This is a genomic window from Puia dinghuensis, from assembly GCF_014642875.1.
Lineage (GTDB): Bacteria > Bacteroidota > Bacteroidia > Chitinophagales > Chitinophagaceae > Puia > Puia dinghuensis.
Genome location: NZ_BMJC01000003.1, coordinates 361,162 through 375,965, shown reverse-complemented (window position 1 = coordinate 375,965; position 14,804 = coordinate 361,162). Strand labels below are relative to the sequence as shown.

Genomic DNA, 14,804 nt, shown 5'->3' with positions numbered 1-14,804 from the left:
CAGTTTTTCTGCGCTGTAGTGGTAATGTAGGGCTCGCCAAAAACCGTAAAGGACCACCCTCGCTTTATCTTTCCGGCAATGAGAATCTCTATCTGGCTCACAGCCGTCCTCCTGCTTGCTCACACCACCATTCCTGCCGCCACTCCCCCCGGCATCTCCGTTTTCCGCCTCCGGCCCGAAGACCCCCACGCCATTTATTTTACCCCGGATAAGTACCATATAACGGCCGATGGCCAGACCGATGTGTCGGATGCCCTTCAGGGGGCCATCCGTACCCTCAAGACCCGGGACAATTTCGGCATCATCTTTATCCCCGAGGGCACGTACCGAATCTCCAAGACCATTTATATCCCCACCGCCATCCGGCTTATCGGCTATGGCAAGACCCGGCCCCTCATCATCCTGGGGCGCAATTCCCCTGGTTTTCAGCAGGCCGACCCCGATGACAAGGGCCAGGGCCGCTACATGTTCTGGTTTGTCGGCAGCCTTTCCGATGCCGGCCAGCCAGTCCACGATGCCGGTGCCTCCACTTTCTATAGCGCGATGTCGAACATAAATCTGCGGATAGGGGACGGCAACCCGGCTGCTATCGCCCTGCGGACGCACTTCGCTCAACATAGCTATATCTCGCACGTCGATATCGATGCGGGTAAAGGCAAGGCAGGGCTCTTCGATGTTGGGAATGAGCTGGAAGACGTTCGATTCTTTGGCGGCGACTACGGCATCTATACCACAAAGCCAAGTCCCGGCTGGCCCTGCGCCATCGTCGACTCCTGGTTCGAAGGGCAGCGCCGCGCCGCCATCCGCACCCGGGAAGCGGGCCTGGTCCTCATCCGGCTACAGGCCAGACAGACACCCGTCGTCGTCGATATCGACTCCAACTACCACGAGAAATTATTTATGGAGGACTGCTGGTTCGATAATATCAGGGAGGTAGCCATCCGGATCAGCGATGAAGACAATGCGTTTAACCAGGTGAACCTGCGCAATATTGCCTGTCGCAACACCCCCGTCCTCACCGAAGGCCGCCTCACTCACCGCCGGACAACGGCGCCAGGGCAGCTCTACCTCGTAAAAAGCTTTACGGACGGCCTGCAAATCGACGGCTGGGATGCCGACCCCGCATACGCTGCGACAAAAGATATCAAACCCATCTCCGTCATGCCTACCGCCGTCCCCTCGGACATCCCCGTCTTCCCCGACATGGCTTCGTGGACAGATCTCCGGTCGCTCGGCGCTAAAGGCGATGGTGTCGCCGATGATACGAAAGCTATCCAGGATGCCATCGACAACCACGACGTCATTTATGTTCCCCAGGGCTGGTATAGAGTGACGGCGCCCATCCATCTGCGGGCGCGCTCCGTCCTCATTGGCCTTCATCCCTTTGCCACCCAATTCCTTATCACCGACAATACCCCGGCCTTTGGTGGCTTTGGCGGTCCCCAACCCATGATTGAGACCCCCACCGGCGGCGCCAACATCATTAGTGGCATCGGCCTCTCCACCGGCGCCAGCAATCCCCGCGCGGTAGCCTGCAAATGGCAGTCCGGCGAGCATTCCTATCTGAACGATGTAAAATTCATCGGCGGCCATGGCGGCATCGCCCGTCCCAATACCGGAGACACCGGCCGCCGTCAATCCGAAAGCGACTGGGATACCCAATACTGGAGCTTATGGGTCACCAACGGAGGCGGGGGAACGTTCAAGGATATCTGGACTGCCAACACGTATGCCACCGCCGGCGCCTATATCTCTCACACGGCAACGCCCGGCCGCATCTACGCGCTCTCTGTCGAACACCATGTCCGAAACGAAGTCCGTTTCAACGCTGTAGCCAATTGGAAGGTCTATGCGCTGCAACTGGAAGAAGAAAGCCGGGAATCCACCGAATGCCAGCCCATGGAACTGCAGGACTGTCATGATATGGTGTTCGCCAACCTGTATATGTTCCGCGTCATCCGCGTGAACAAGCCCTATCCTTATTCCATCCGTTGCTGGGGAGGTCACGATCTCGAGTTTCTGAACGTCCATAATTATAGTCAGATCATCTATACTACCACTAATACGATTTACGACGTCAACACCAATACCGAGATGCGTCCCTGGGAATTCGCGCGCCTCTTCATCGGACCGGAATCATCCGCCGCGGCCCAGGCACAGCAACTCGCCACCGGTTTCGAATTCGCTCAAAGCCCCTGCGCTGACAGCAAAGGCAACATCTATTTCTGCGATTCCCGGCTTCGCCGGATCTACCGCTACTCGCCGGCTACCCGGCAAACGACGCTGCTCGCCGACTATCCCTGGCAACCCCTTTCTCTAACTTCTGACAAAAAAGATAACCTCCTCGTCGTATTCAAATACGTCCCCAAACCCGGCACCGGCGAAACTTATTCCAACCCACCCGACGCTGCCGGTACTTCGTTTAGTGGTTGGGGCAACTCCGGCTTCACCACCCTGGCCTACAGCATCGAACCAAACAATCCCGACGAGACCATCCATTTGCTGCCAACGCAACCCATGGGCAGTATCGACCCGATCGACCGGGCCCTCTACCCGGCACATCGCTGGCGGGATTATCATGATTTCAATAGCATCTCGGTCGCGCGCCCACAGCAATGCTTTGTCGCCCCCGATGGCGTGACCGTCATCCCCGTCGTCTACGATCTGGCCCGCTCTACTGCCCTGGCCTCCGCCTACCCCGGGAAGTCTGTATATACCACGGATGAGTATGACAAACGGACCGTCCGCATGGACGCGGACAGCAAGGGCTTCCTCTCTAATCTTACCTATTTCGCCCAGCGCGGCGAGTTCGCCAGCACGACGGACGTCGAAGGCAATGTCTACATCGCCGATGGGGAGGTGTACGTCTACGATTCGAAAGGCAGGCTGATGAAAACGATCAAAACGCCGGAACGACCCACCGGTGTCTGCTTTGGCAATGATCCCCGTATCCTATACGTCACAGGCCATAACGCTCTTTATGCGATAAGCATATCGGACTCCAGATAAGGCTCATCTATTTCTTAACCAAAACTCGCTGTCATGAAAAATTTGCTGCTCTTACTTTTCCTTATCCCCCTGCTTTCATCGGGGGCCGTCACCGCCACCCCTGTCAAAGGGATAGTCCGCGACGAAACGGGACAACCGCTTGCCGGTGTGACTGTCACAGTAAAAGGCACAAAAACCGCCACTCGTACAGACGCCGAAGGCCGTTTCTCGCTCGATGTGAAGTCTGGCGACATCCTGGTCTTTTCTTACGTCGGCCTCACCACTAAGGAAGCAACGGTCACCGGTACAGGCGACCTCGCCATCGAACTCTCCGGCAACACGAAAAGCCTGAATACGGTGGTCGTAACCGCCCTTGGGATCAAACGAACGGAAAGATCGCTTACTTACTCCACCCAACAAATTGGTGGTAACGAACTCACCAATGTCAAGACCGACAACCTGATGAACTCGCTGAATGGGAAGATCGCCGGGGTAACCATCTCCCCGAGCGCTTCCGGCGTCGGCGGCTCCACAAAGGTGATCCTCCGCGGCAACCGCTCTACGGGCGGCAACAACCAACCGCTGTACGTCATCGATGGGGTACCCATGTCGAATGAAGGCAATCCCTTCGGTCAACCCATGAGCAGTACCTATGGCGGCAACCCCGAAGGCGGTGATGGCATCTCCAACCTCAATCCGGAAGACATCGAGAGCATGACGATCTTGAAAGGCGCATCCGCTGCTGCCCTCTACGGCAGCCAGGCGGCCAACGGGGTCATCGTCATCACCACAAAAAAAGGCCACGCCGGGCATACCGTGATCAACGTAAATTCGTCGGCCTCGCTCGAAAAGAAAGCCTATACCCCGGACTTTCAAAGCCATTATGGGGAGACCGGCGCCGGCGCCGTCGATAGTTGGGGGCCGAAGATCAATAGCTCGCCGGACAACCTCAAACTGTTCTTCCAGACAGGCACCAACCTTACCAATGCCATCAGTCTTTCCGGCGGGACAGACCTCGCTCAGACCTATTTCTCCTATACCAATACCGAGGCCCACGGCGTGGAACCTACGAACAAACTCAGCCGCAATAACTTCAATTTTCACGAGACGGCTAAATTCCTCGACAACAAGCTGACTGTCGACGGAAATGTCAACTACATCACGCAGCATCTCGACAACAGTCCGGCCATCGGCTTCTACTCCAACCCCCTTACCGGACTCTACTTCTTCCCGCGCGGCATGGATATCAGCCCTTACAAACGGCAATTCGAATTTCCACCCGTCGCCGGCGGCAACGGCGCTACCACCCAAAACTGGCCGTTCACTGAAGACGTGCAGCAGAACCCCTGGTGGATCATCAACCGCAATACCAACGAGAACAGCCGCAACCGCATATTGCTTAACGTAAGCCTGAAGTATGACCTTACACCCTGGTTCAGCCTGCAACTTCGCGGCAATATCGATCGGACCACCGATGTTGGCGACCAGAAATACTATGCCGGTACGCTGCCGCCGCTCGCGGCGCCAAACGGCAACGGCAGCTTCAACGGTTATAATCGTACCGTCCAGCAGGAATACGGCGACATCATCGGCAACTTCAATATCCCCATCACCGCCGACTGGAAAGTGGACGGTGTGCTGGGCGGCAGCATCAATGACGGCATCACCAGCGGCATAGGCTTTGGCCCCGGCGCCGGCCAGGGCTATGGGCTCTTCTTCCCCAACCTCTTCACGATCCAGAATATCGAGGTAGCGCCACCCGTTACAGCGGGTAATACCAGCGGCGCCTACGGCAGCAACGTCAGCACTGACCAGCCTTATCACAACCAAATCCAGTCGGTCTTCGGCAATCTCAATCTTTCCTATAAGAATTACGCCTTCCTGACCCTCTCGGGACGTAACGACTGGTCGTCCAACCTCGCTTTCACCCCGGACAACCATTATTTCTATCCCTCGGCCGGGCTGTCCCTTGTCATCAGCCAGATGACGACCCTGCCACAGGTGATCACCTATTGGAAGGTACGCGGTTCTTACTCGCAGGTAGGCAATACCGTGGGTCAATACCAGACGAACCCGGTGAACACCGCTCAGGCAAATAACACCGTCCTCAATGGCGCGGCGCCCTCCAACCTCAAGCCTGAGCAGACGAAAGCATATGAGTTTGGCACGGACATGCGTCTTTTCAGTGATAAGCTCAGTCTTGCCTTCACCTGGTACAAGACAAACACCATCAACCAGGACATCGCCATCGTCCCCCTGCCGGCTTCCGGTTATGCTTCGGGAAATATAAATGCGGGCAATATCCAAAACCAGGGCATCGAGTTCACCATCGGCTATAACCTGGTGCAGCGCCAGCACTTCACCTGGAATTCGACGATCAACGCCTCGAAGAACATAAACAAGGTGATCGACATCGACTCCAAAGATGGGGTAAACCTCGTCGACCTTACGCCCGGCAACGGCAACTATGACACATATGTCGCAAAGGGCGGGCAATACGGCGACCTTTATGTACAAACCCTGAAAAAGGATGCCCAGGGCCGGCTCATCCTCACTCCGGACGGTAACGGCAATTATTTTCCCGTTCAGGGCAGCGGCGATCTGAACGGTTTTACCGACGTCGGCAACCCAGCGCCAAAATTCCAATTGGGTTGGAACAACAGCTTTACCGTAAAGGACTTCTCCCTCAGCCTCCTCGTCGATGGGAAGTTCGGCGGTGAGGTGATATCCGTCATGCAGGGCATGCTCGACTACTATGGCGTTTCGAAGGTCAGCGGCGAAGCCCGCGACCGCGGCTATGTCCCTATTTATGGTGTAGACGAAACGACAAACAAGACCGTCAATCAGATCGACCCGAAGAACTGGTATACCTTCATCGGCGGCCGCAATGCGACCCTGGGGCAATATGTCTATAGCGCGACGGTGGTCCGCCTCCGGGAAGCAGCCCTGGGCTATAACCTGCCCGTCCGAAGCTCCGCGCTTAAAAGTCTGCGGCTCTCCATCACCGGCAGAAACCTCTTCTACTTCTCCCGCAAAGCGCCTTATGACCCCGAGATCACTTCTTCCACCAGCAATGGCCTTGGCGGCGTAGACGTGTTCAACCTCCCCGCCGTCCGCAGCTTTGGTCTTAAACTCAACGTAGTATTTTAAAAACGACAACCATGAAATTACAATATAGTTTGATCTTTATCCTCCTTGCCTGCCTCGCCGGCTGTACAAAGGATTTTAAAGAATATAATACCGATCCCAACGGCATTCCCAATAAGAACCTGCAGGTAGCCACCCTCTTCATTCCCTTCGAGCAGGAGATCATGTACATGACGGACGACGGTTACCAGATCGGGCAGAACCTCAACGCGGATATCTATGCAGGCTATGCCATGCCCGATCAGACCTTTGGCCTCGCCCTCGACAACGCCAACTATGTCTTTATCGACGGTTGGAATACCGAAGCCTTCAATAGCATCTATACCAACCTCATCGGGCCCATCAAAAACAAGGTAGCCCTCTCCGGCGTTCAAACCTCCAACCCGGACTACTGGGCTATCGCCCTCATCATCGAGGTGGAAGCCATCGATCGTATTACCGATAAGTTCGGTCCTGTCCCCTACAGCAAAGTTGGATCCTCCCTGATAAGCGTACCCTATGACAGCCAGCAATCCATCTATCAGCAGATGTTCCTTCAACTCGATACGGCCGCTGCTAACCTCCAGGCCTATATCTCGGCAAACCCCGGTAAAACACCGCTGGCCAACTATGACGCCATCTACGGCGGTGATTATACCAAATGGCTGAAACTGGCCAATTCCCTCCGGCTGCGGCTGGCGATGCACCTCACCAAGGTTGACCCCACCACCGCTCGGGCCCAGGCGGAAAAAGCCCTCGGCGCTTCAGGTGGCTTGCTCGCCGCACCGGCGGACGATGCAGGCATTCTCGCCAGCCAGGCCAACGGCAACGATTATTATCAGATCACCTACAACTATGGGGATAACTCGATGAACGCCTCCATCGGTGCGTATATGAACGGCTACAGCGACCCCCGCCTGTCGGTCTATTTCCTGCCCGACACCAACGCCGGGTATACCTCGGAATATACCGGCATCCGCATCGGCTCCAGTATTCCCCCGAAGCCCTTCTACTCAGGGTTCTCCAAATACAACTATAATACTATATTTACCATCTCCACATCAGAATTGATCATGACGGCAGCCGAAGTATGGTTCCTGAAGGCCGAAGCCGCGCTGCGGGGTTGGTCCGGTGCGGGGGATGCACAGACGGACTACGAGACGGGCATCCAGACGTCGATGCAGCAATATGGTGTGGGGGCATCGGCTGCGGCTTATGTCAATGATGCCACGAGCACGCCGGCGGCCTATGTCGACTATCTCAACAGCGCGAATAACGCTCCGGCCCCGTCCACCGTGACGATAAAATGGGACCCCAGCGCCAGTAACGAGGGGAAACTGGAGAAGATCATCACCCAGAAATGGCTGGCGATGTTCCCCGAAGGACAGGAAGCCTGGACGGAATTCCGGCGCACCGGCTATCCGCAATTATTTCCCCTCGTCGTCAACAATAGCGGCGGGACCATCGATACAAAGATCCAGGTGCGCCGCCTGGCCTACCCGCAGAGCGAAGCAACCCTCAACCCAGCAGCCGAGAAAGTCGGCATTCAGTTGCTCGGCGGACCCGATAACGGCGGCACGCGCCTCTGGTGGGATGTCAATAAAGGTAATTTTTAATAGAATAGTCTATGCGATCGTTCTTCGTTCTCCTGCTTTTGTTTCCGGCTTTCCTCCGGGCCCAATCGCTTCGTGTTCTTACCAACCAGGTTGGCTACGAGCACAACAAAGCCAAACGCGCCCTCGTGATGGCGGATACCCGCATACCGCTGACGTCTTTCCAGCTTATCGATGATACTACCGGTAAGCCGGTCTATACTGGTAAACCGGTGTTTAGCGGCCCCGTCAGCAAGTGGAAACACTGGCAGTTGTGGACTATCGATTTCACCTCCTATTCCGCAGCCGGTACCTACCGGCTGCGGGTAGAAGGCGCTGGCCACGGCGCAACATCCTATCCCTTCCTCATCGGGAAGAACGTCCTCGAGAAGTCTACGTTGTCCGATGTTCTCTATTATTTCAAAGGGCAGCGTTCTGCGGGACTCATCGACCAGGCGGATAGCCATTTGCCGCTGCCGCCCGCTGCTCATAACTCCGCTGCACCCGCAACGCCGGATACCCTCGATCTCCACGGCGGCTGGTATGACGCCACCGGCGACTACGGTATTCATCTCTCCCATCTGTCTTTCTCCTCGTACTTCAATCCCCAGCAGGTTCCCATGGTCGTCTATAGCCTGCTGAAGACAAACGAACTGCTCAGCAGCCGCACCGGCACCGACTACCGCCAGATGCTTCGCCGCATCATGGACGAGGCGATGTACGGGGCCGATTACCTGGTTCGGGTTCAGGCCAAAGGTGGCTCCTTCTATCGATCTATCGGCGCACCCGGTGCGGCCAAGGCCGCAAAGGACAGGGGCATCTCGCCCGAACAGCAGAGCTATCGCATCAAACAATCAAAGGACCAGTCCTTTGGCGGCGATCGTACGGTTAATGATTGGCGCAGCTATCAGAGCAGTTTCCGGTCGGGTGGGGGAATGGCGATTGCTGCTCTTGCGATGGCTTCGATGACCGGTGTTCCAGGTGACTTCTCCAACGCCCGGTATCTGCAGGCGGCGGAAGACGCCTTCGCCTTCCTCGAAAAAGAGAATACCGCCATGACCAATGACGGGAAAGAGAATATCGTAGATGACTACTGCGCACTCAGCGCTGCAACCGAACTCTACAAAGCTACCCGTGCCGACAGGTATCGCGCCGCCGCCGAGAAAAGAGCTAACCAGCTGGTGGGCCGCCTTACCACCTGGGGCCACTACACCGACTACTGGCGCGCAGATGACCGCGATCGCCCCTTCTTCCATCCTGCAGATGCCGGCCTGCCCCTGGTGAGCCTGCTCTACTATTATCCTTATGCAACAAGCGCCACCCAGGCGGCCATCAAATCCGCTGTCCACCGGTCGCTGGAGCATGAATTGGCTATCACCCACGAAGTGAACAACCCCTTCGGCTATAGCCGGCAGTTGGTACAGGATACGCTTGGCCACCGGCGCAGCGGTTTCTTCTTCCCCCATGGCAGTGAAGCTTCTCCCTGGTGGCAGGGCGAAGACGCCCGGCTTTCTTCTATGGCGGCCGCGGCGCGCCTCGCGATCCCTCTCTTTGCCGCAGTCGGTGGGCATTTCACCGACTCACTGGAAACCTTTGCCCTCGACCAGCTTAACTGGGTCCTGGGGTTGAACCCTTACGATGCTTCCATGCTGCAAGGCACCGGGCATAATAACCCCGCCTATGGGTTCTTCGGCACCTTCGAATATACCAACGCCCCGGGCGGCATCGTCAACGGCATTACATCCGGCCTCGACGACGAGGACGACATCGACTTCAACCTGTCTTATGCCATGACGGGAAAAGACTATGACTGGCGCTGGGCCGAACAGTGGCTGCCTCACGACGCCTGGTACCTGCTGGCCATCGCAGCCGGCCAGCCCCTGCAAAAACTGGCTACTACCATCGACGCCGAACACATCAACGACCATCCCACCCTCGCGATCGGCGCCACTGCCCCCGACTTCAACCTGCCGGGCGTCGACGGCAAGACCTATACCCTGCGGGATTTTAATGACGCAAAGGTTCTCGCCGTCGTCTTTATGTGCAATCACTGCCCCACCTCTCAGGCCTATGAAAAACGTATCATCCAACTGACCAACGAGTACGCAAGCAAAGGCGTCCGGGTCGTCGCCATCAGCCCCAACGCCCCTTCCGCCCTCCGTATCGATGAGCTGGGGTATAGCGATGTCGGTGACGGATTCGACGACATGAAGGTGCGCGCAAAGAAAGCTGGCTACAATTTCCCCTACTTGTACGACGGCGAGACCGAGATGGCCTCAAAGCAATACGGTCCTGTCTCCACGCCGCATATCTTTATCTTCGACCAGCAACGCCGCCTGCGCTACAACGGCCGCATCGACGACCAGGAGAACCCGGCGAAGACCCCCCACAGCTTCGACGCCCGCAACGCCATCGACGCGCTGCTCGCCGGGCAAGAACCCCCGGTGGCCGTGACAAAAACGTTTGGCTGTAGTATAAAATGGATCGAAAAAAGCAACTGGACGCAAAAGGCCGCCATCACCTGGGCCCATGAACCCGTTAGTCTCGACACCATCGGTGTCGGCGGCATCGCCGGGCTCCTCCATAATGACAGTAAGAAACTCCGGTTGATCAACCTCTGGGCCACCTGGTGTGTACCATGCGTCGAAGAATTCCCGCAACTGGTGACGCTCAACCGGATGTACCGCGACCGCGGCTTCGAGCTGGTCAGCATCAGCACCGACGACAGCGCCGCCCGTCCGAAAGCCCTCCGCTTCCTCGAAAAGCAGGAATCCTCTTCACCAAACTATATCTATACCGGGGACGATAAGTACAAACTGATAGAAGCCATCGATCCCAAATGGCAGGGGGCCTTACCCTATAGCCTGCTCGTAGAGCCGGGTGGGAAGATCGTCTATGCCAAGCAGGGAGCCATCGACCCGGAAGAGCTGAGAAAGATCATTTTTGATGACCCCTATATGGGACGAATATTTAAATAAAATGCGAAATTCTATTCTCCTTGCAAGCGCCATCGCGCTTTGCGTATCGGCCAACGCTCAATCCTATCCCCTTGACCCCCTCACCGCGGACGAGATGAAAAAAGTAGTCCAGATCCTGCAGGATAATCATCTCGTCACCGGTGCGGATTACTATAACATCATCAACCTGAAGGAACCGCCCAAAAAGGAAGTGCTCTCCTGGCAGCCCGGGTCTCCCTTTCGCCGCGAAGCCTTTGTCAGCTTCTACGACTATGCAAAACCCGGTATAACAGAAGCAGTTGTCGATCTCAACACCGGAAAACCGGTTTCCGTAAAGCAGATCTCCAATGTCATCGGCATGGGTCTCGACGCCGATTCGCTCGCTGCCGAGATCATTGTTCGAAAAGACTCCTCCTGGGTGCGGGCGCTAAGAAAACGCGGCCTGAACATCGCCGGTGTGACCCACCGCACCATCTTCCCCGGAGACTTGGGTATTGCCCCGATCGGCCACCGCGAACAATTGGTGCTTCCGCGGATAAAGGGCAACAAGATCGACATCGAAGGTCTCCTCGCCTATGTCGACTTCACTACGGGCCGGGTGCTGAAGATCGTTGATGAACCAGGCCGGTTCAGCGGGCGCATCGATCTCAATTATTTCGAAGAAGATTCCGTCCACGACACGAGGAAGGCGCCGGCTCCCATCCGCATCACTCAGCCCGAAGGCAGCTCGATAAGCATCGACGGCCAGTCCGTCGCCTGGCAGAACTGGCGGCTCCGCTTTGGCGTCGACAACCGCGAAGGGCTTGTTATTTATAATGTACGCTGGGTGGACAACGGCCGCGAACGCCCCGTGCTATACAAGGGGTCCATGCCCGAGATGGTCGTGCCCTACGGCTCTCCCGGCTTGTTGCAGGCGGCCTATAACTTCTTTGACGCCGGCGAATACCGTCTGGGCCAGGGTATTGCCCGTCCGATGACGCCCGGCAGCGATGCTCCGGAGAATGCCTTTTACCTGCCTGCCACTCTCCACCGCGAATCCGGTGTCCCTTTTCGACTGGACAATGCCGTGGCCATCTTCGAAGAATATGGTGGCACGCTGTGGCGGCATGGAACGGTGTCCCGCCGCGCTACCAACCTGGCCATAAAATATTATACACAGATAGAGAACTATGACTATGGCTTCACCTGGCGTTTTAAAGAGGATGGAACCATCGATGTCGACATCGAACTCACCGGCATTGTCGAAGTCCAGGGCGTACACCGGACAAATGCGATGGAGCCACCCGGCAAGAATGATCATTCGTACAATGGCATGCCCTTTGGCACGCTGGTAAAACCACACGTAGAAGCCATCAACCACCAGCACTTCTTCGTCTTTCGCCTCGACATGGACGTCGACGGCAGCACGGACAATGGCGTCATGGAAATGAATTCGACGCTCGTGCCCCCGGGCCCGGCCAATCCTTATGGCAATGCATTTGTCGTCGGGCATACGCATTTTATGACCGAACAGGAGGCGCAACGTTCCGTTAATTACCAGAGCAGCCGCTGTTGGCACATCATGAATAACAACAGCCATAATGCGCTGGGCCAGCATACAGGCTACATGCTCATGCCTGGAAGCCAGGCGGCGGCCTTTGCCCCACCGGGCACTGTCCTCCGAAAAAAGGCGAGCTTCCTGGACCACCAGTTTTGGGTCACGCAATACAACGAGGAGGAAGAATATCCCGCCGGCCGATACCCGGCCAGCAATAAAGTATACGATGGGATAAAACAATGGACCGCGAAGAACAGGCCCATCGGCAACAATGATATTGTTATCTGGTATGTGGCCGGCATCACACACATCGTCCGGCCCGAGGAATGGCCCGTCATGCCCTGCCATCATTTCGGTTTCTCGCTGATGCCCTTTGGCTTCTTCTCAGAAAACCCGACGATGGGCCAGGCCAATCCCGATTTTCTAAAGGACTTGTCGCATCCACATTAAATAAACTCCGGCGCCTTTCGGTCCGTATCCATTTCGGTATGGGTCGAGCCGCCATGGTGCTCGTAGATAAAACGATCCTTGGGGCGGTCGAGGTATTTTTCCTTATAACGTTTGGATATTTCTTCCGGCTGCTTCACTCCATTGACGGTTAGTCCGCTGTCGTCCAGCCTAAAGGAAAGGGGGTCCTCGTTCTCGATAAGCTTGTCATGTAACAGGTCGTGGATGATATGCTTGATCCAATAATCTGACGGGGGAACCGGCGGTACAGGCGGCACCGGTGGAACCGGGGGCACGGGAGGTACAGGAGGAACAGGCGCAACGGGAGGCACGGGAGGTACTGGTGGAACAGGCGGCACGGGAGGCGTAGGAGGTACAGGGGGCTCTGCCTGTTCCTCTATCTGATCGAACACATCCACATACTTGCTATACTCCGATTCCGGTATCACCTTCCCATTGATGCTGAATTCGTCGACATCATCATTCACCTCATGCAGGACATAGACATTCCCAAATTCATCCTTTGCCTCCACCCGCAGGGTCTTTTTGTTCTTCGACTGGTCGGAATTGACATTGAACTGTCTGAAATGCGCCTTCGTCGCACGCCCCTTGTCGGGAAAGGTGTCCTTATCGTGGTGAGCGACGACCACAGGCTGTTGATGCTGCCGCGCCGCCTGCGTCGTTTGCACGGGTTGTGGTTCCCGCCCCCGCATACTGATGAGTCCCACGGCTACCAGCGCCATCAGCCCGAACGAAAGAATAGTCTTCTCCATAATTTGTAATTTTTTATTTTCTTGTGTAAGCATCCGCCGTACCCGCCATAACAGATCGGTCTTACCTCCGCCGAGCGACATCATCAGCTGCTGCCGGCCGAGGGCAAACTGCATAAAGCCGACCAGCGCATCGAAATAGACGGTCGCGTCACCCGTGGCGGCCAGCACCTCGTCATCACAACAGGCTTCCCGCTCGGCGCGCAGCAGCGAAGTCATCCATCGGATACCCGGATTGAAGAAGAAGATCGCCTCCGACAGGTGCAGCACGAGGTTCACCAGGTAATCACTCCTGCGGATATGCGCCAGCTCATGAAGGAAAATGGTCTCCACCTGTTCGGGCGGGATCTGCGCCAGCATGCCCAACGGCACAAGGATCACCGGCTTCAGGATCCCGGTGACTGCCGGCATTCTCACCGACCCGGATTGTAACAACAGCACCTCCCGATGAATGCCCATCCGTCGTGCCAGGAAGGATAATTTTCTTTCCCAATCATCCGTCACCGGCAAGGCGCCCTTCCGCCGGATACGATGGATACGGTAAAGGCCGCCCGTGAGGCGCATCAATTGCGCTCCCAGACAAGCCAGCCAGATCAGCACGATAATGGATGCATGGCTATTCAAATAATGTTGCGCTTTCTGCAGCACACTCTCCGTTGGCGTAGAACCCGTCACCGGTATGTCTAGTAATCGGATAACGATTTCCCTCTCCGACTGCCCCTGCGTCATGATCCCGGGCTTTGTCAAACCGCCACCCGGCGCCAGGCAATAAAAGAAAGTAACACCCGTCGTCATCAGGAAAAGCAGGAGATCGGCCACTAACAGGTTATAACGCACCACCGCGCGGCACCGCCGGGTGCACAGGATGATGATGCCTGCCCCAAGGGCGGCTAATGCTCCTTGCCACAACGAATGCAGCAGTGTCCAGCAGATGGCTTGCGTGATCATTTTTTATTCTTTTTGGCTTTGTCCAATAACTCCCTGATCGCATCCAGCTCGGATGGCGCTACCTTCGTATTATCCAGCAAATGCAACATGAGACTGCTCACCGATCCATTAAAAAGGGAATCTACAAACCGGTTGAGCAACAGACTCTTTGTCTTGTATTCTTCAGAAGCGGGACGATAGATGTGTTTCACCTGGCTCTCATCCCGGAGCAACAACCCTTTCTCTACCATTATCTGCATCAGCTTCAACGTGGAAGCATATTGCACCTCACGCCGGTCCTCGTTCAACCGCTCGTTGACAAAGCGAACGGTGCTGGGACCATATTGCCATAATACCTGCAGGATCTCGAGCTCCGATCGGGTAGGCTCCGGCCTGTCGGCAGATCTCGGTTTTTCGTCTTTCATATCCCTAAGGTAGGAAACTTTTCCTACTGTCAAAA

General features: G+C 56.2%; 7 protein-coding genes. 5 read left to right on the top strand and 2 right to left on the bottom strand.

From position 1 onward, the window contains the following. Positions 1 to 78: 78 nt before the first annotated feature. From IEY39_RS14840 to IEY39_RS14820, 5 genes are read left to right on the top strand one after another with little or no spacing between them, the layout of a single operon-like run. Positions 79 to 3,009: a glycosyl hydrolase family 28-related protein gene (locus IEY39_RS14840; protein ID WP_188932893.1), complete on the top strand. Its 2,931-nt coding sequence runs from the start codon at positions 79 to 81 to the stop codon at positions 3,007 to 3,009. A gap of 33 nt (positions 3,010 to 3,042) precedes the next feature. Next, positions 3,043 to 6,138 (top strand): SusC/RagA family TonB-linked outer membrane protein, encoded by a 3,096-nt coding sequence (locus tag IEY39_RS14835; RefSeq protein ID WP_188932891.1) that lies wholly within the window; start codon positions 3,043 to 3,045, stop codon positions 6,136 to 6,138. Between the two features lie 11 nt (positions 6,139 to 6,149). Further along, positions 6,150 to 7,730: a SusD/RagB family nutrient-binding outer membrane lipoprotein gene (locus IEY39_RS14830; protein ID WP_188932883.1), complete on the top strand. Its 1,581-nt coding sequence runs from the start codon at positions 6,150 to 6,152 to the stop codon at positions 7,728 to 7,730. Between the two features lie 11 nt (positions 7,731 to 7,741). Beyond that, positions 7,742 to 10,684 (top strand): redoxin family protein, encoded by a 2,943-nt coding sequence (locus IEY39_RS29805; protein ID WP_229688914.1) that lies wholly within the window; start codon positions 7,742 to 7,744, stop codon positions 10,682 to 10,684. Position 10,685: 1 nt separating this feature from the next. Then, a complete protein-coding gene (locus IEY39_RS14820; protein ID WP_188932881.1) occupies positions 10,686 to 12,650 on the top strand; it encodes a copper amine oxidase in 1,965 nt (654 codons plus the stop codon). Here IEY39_RS14820 and IEY39_RS14815 read toward each other — a convergent pair. Together IEY39_RS14815 and IEY39_RS14810 are read right to left on the bottom strand one after the other, a co-directional pair. Beyond that, positions 12,647 to 14,365, bottom strand: coding sequence for a M56 family metallopeptidase (locus IEY39_RS14815; protein ID WP_188932879.1), 1,719 nt, complete (start codon positions 14,363 to 14,365; stop codon positions 12,647 to 12,649). The two genes, IEY39_RS14820 and IEY39_RS14815, sit on opposite strands and share 4 nt — an antisense overlap. Beyond that, positions 14,362 to 14,769 (bottom strand): BlaI/MecI/CopY family transcriptional regulator, encoded by a 408-nt coding sequence (locus IEY39_RS14810; protein WP_188932877.1) that lies wholly within the window; start codon positions 14,767 to 14,769, stop codon positions 14,362 to 14,364. Before IEY39_RS14810 ends, IEY39_RS14815 begins: the two co-directional genes overlap by 4 nt. Positions 14,770 to 14,804: the final 35 nt, after the last annotated feature.

What these genes read in the sequence shown, in the direction of transcription:
- IEY39_RS14835 (WP_188932891.1), top strand. Translation starts at nt 3,043, where the DNA reads ATGAAAAATTTGCTGCTCTTACTTTTCCTTATCCCCCTGCTTTCATCG.
- IEY39_RS29805 (WP_229688914.1), top strand. Translation starts at nt 7,742, where the DNA reads ATGCGATCGTTCTTCGTTCTCCTGCTTTTGTTTCCGGCTTTCCTCCGG.
- IEY39_RS14840 (WP_188932893.1), top strand. Translation starts at nt 79, where the DNA reads ATGAGAATCTCTATCTGGCTCACAGCCGTCCTCCTGCTTGCTCACACC.
- IEY39_RS14810 (WP_188932877.1), bottom strand. Translation starts at nt 14,769, where the DNA reads ATGAAAGACGAAAAACCGAGATCTGCCGACAGGCCGGAGCCTACCCGA.
- IEY39_RS14820 (WP_188932881.1), top strand. Translation starts at nt 10,686, where the DNA reads ATGCGAAATTCTATTCTCCTTGCAAGCGCCATCGCGCTTTGCGTATCG.
- IEY39_RS14830 (WP_188932883.1), top strand. Translation starts at nt 6,150, where the DNA reads ATGAAATTACAATATAGTTTGATCTTTATCCTCCTTGCCTGCCTCGCC.
- IEY39_RS14815 (WP_188932879.1), bottom strand. Translation starts at nt 14,365, where the DNA reads ATGATCACGCAAGCCATCTGCTGGACACTGCTGCATTCGTTGTGGCAA.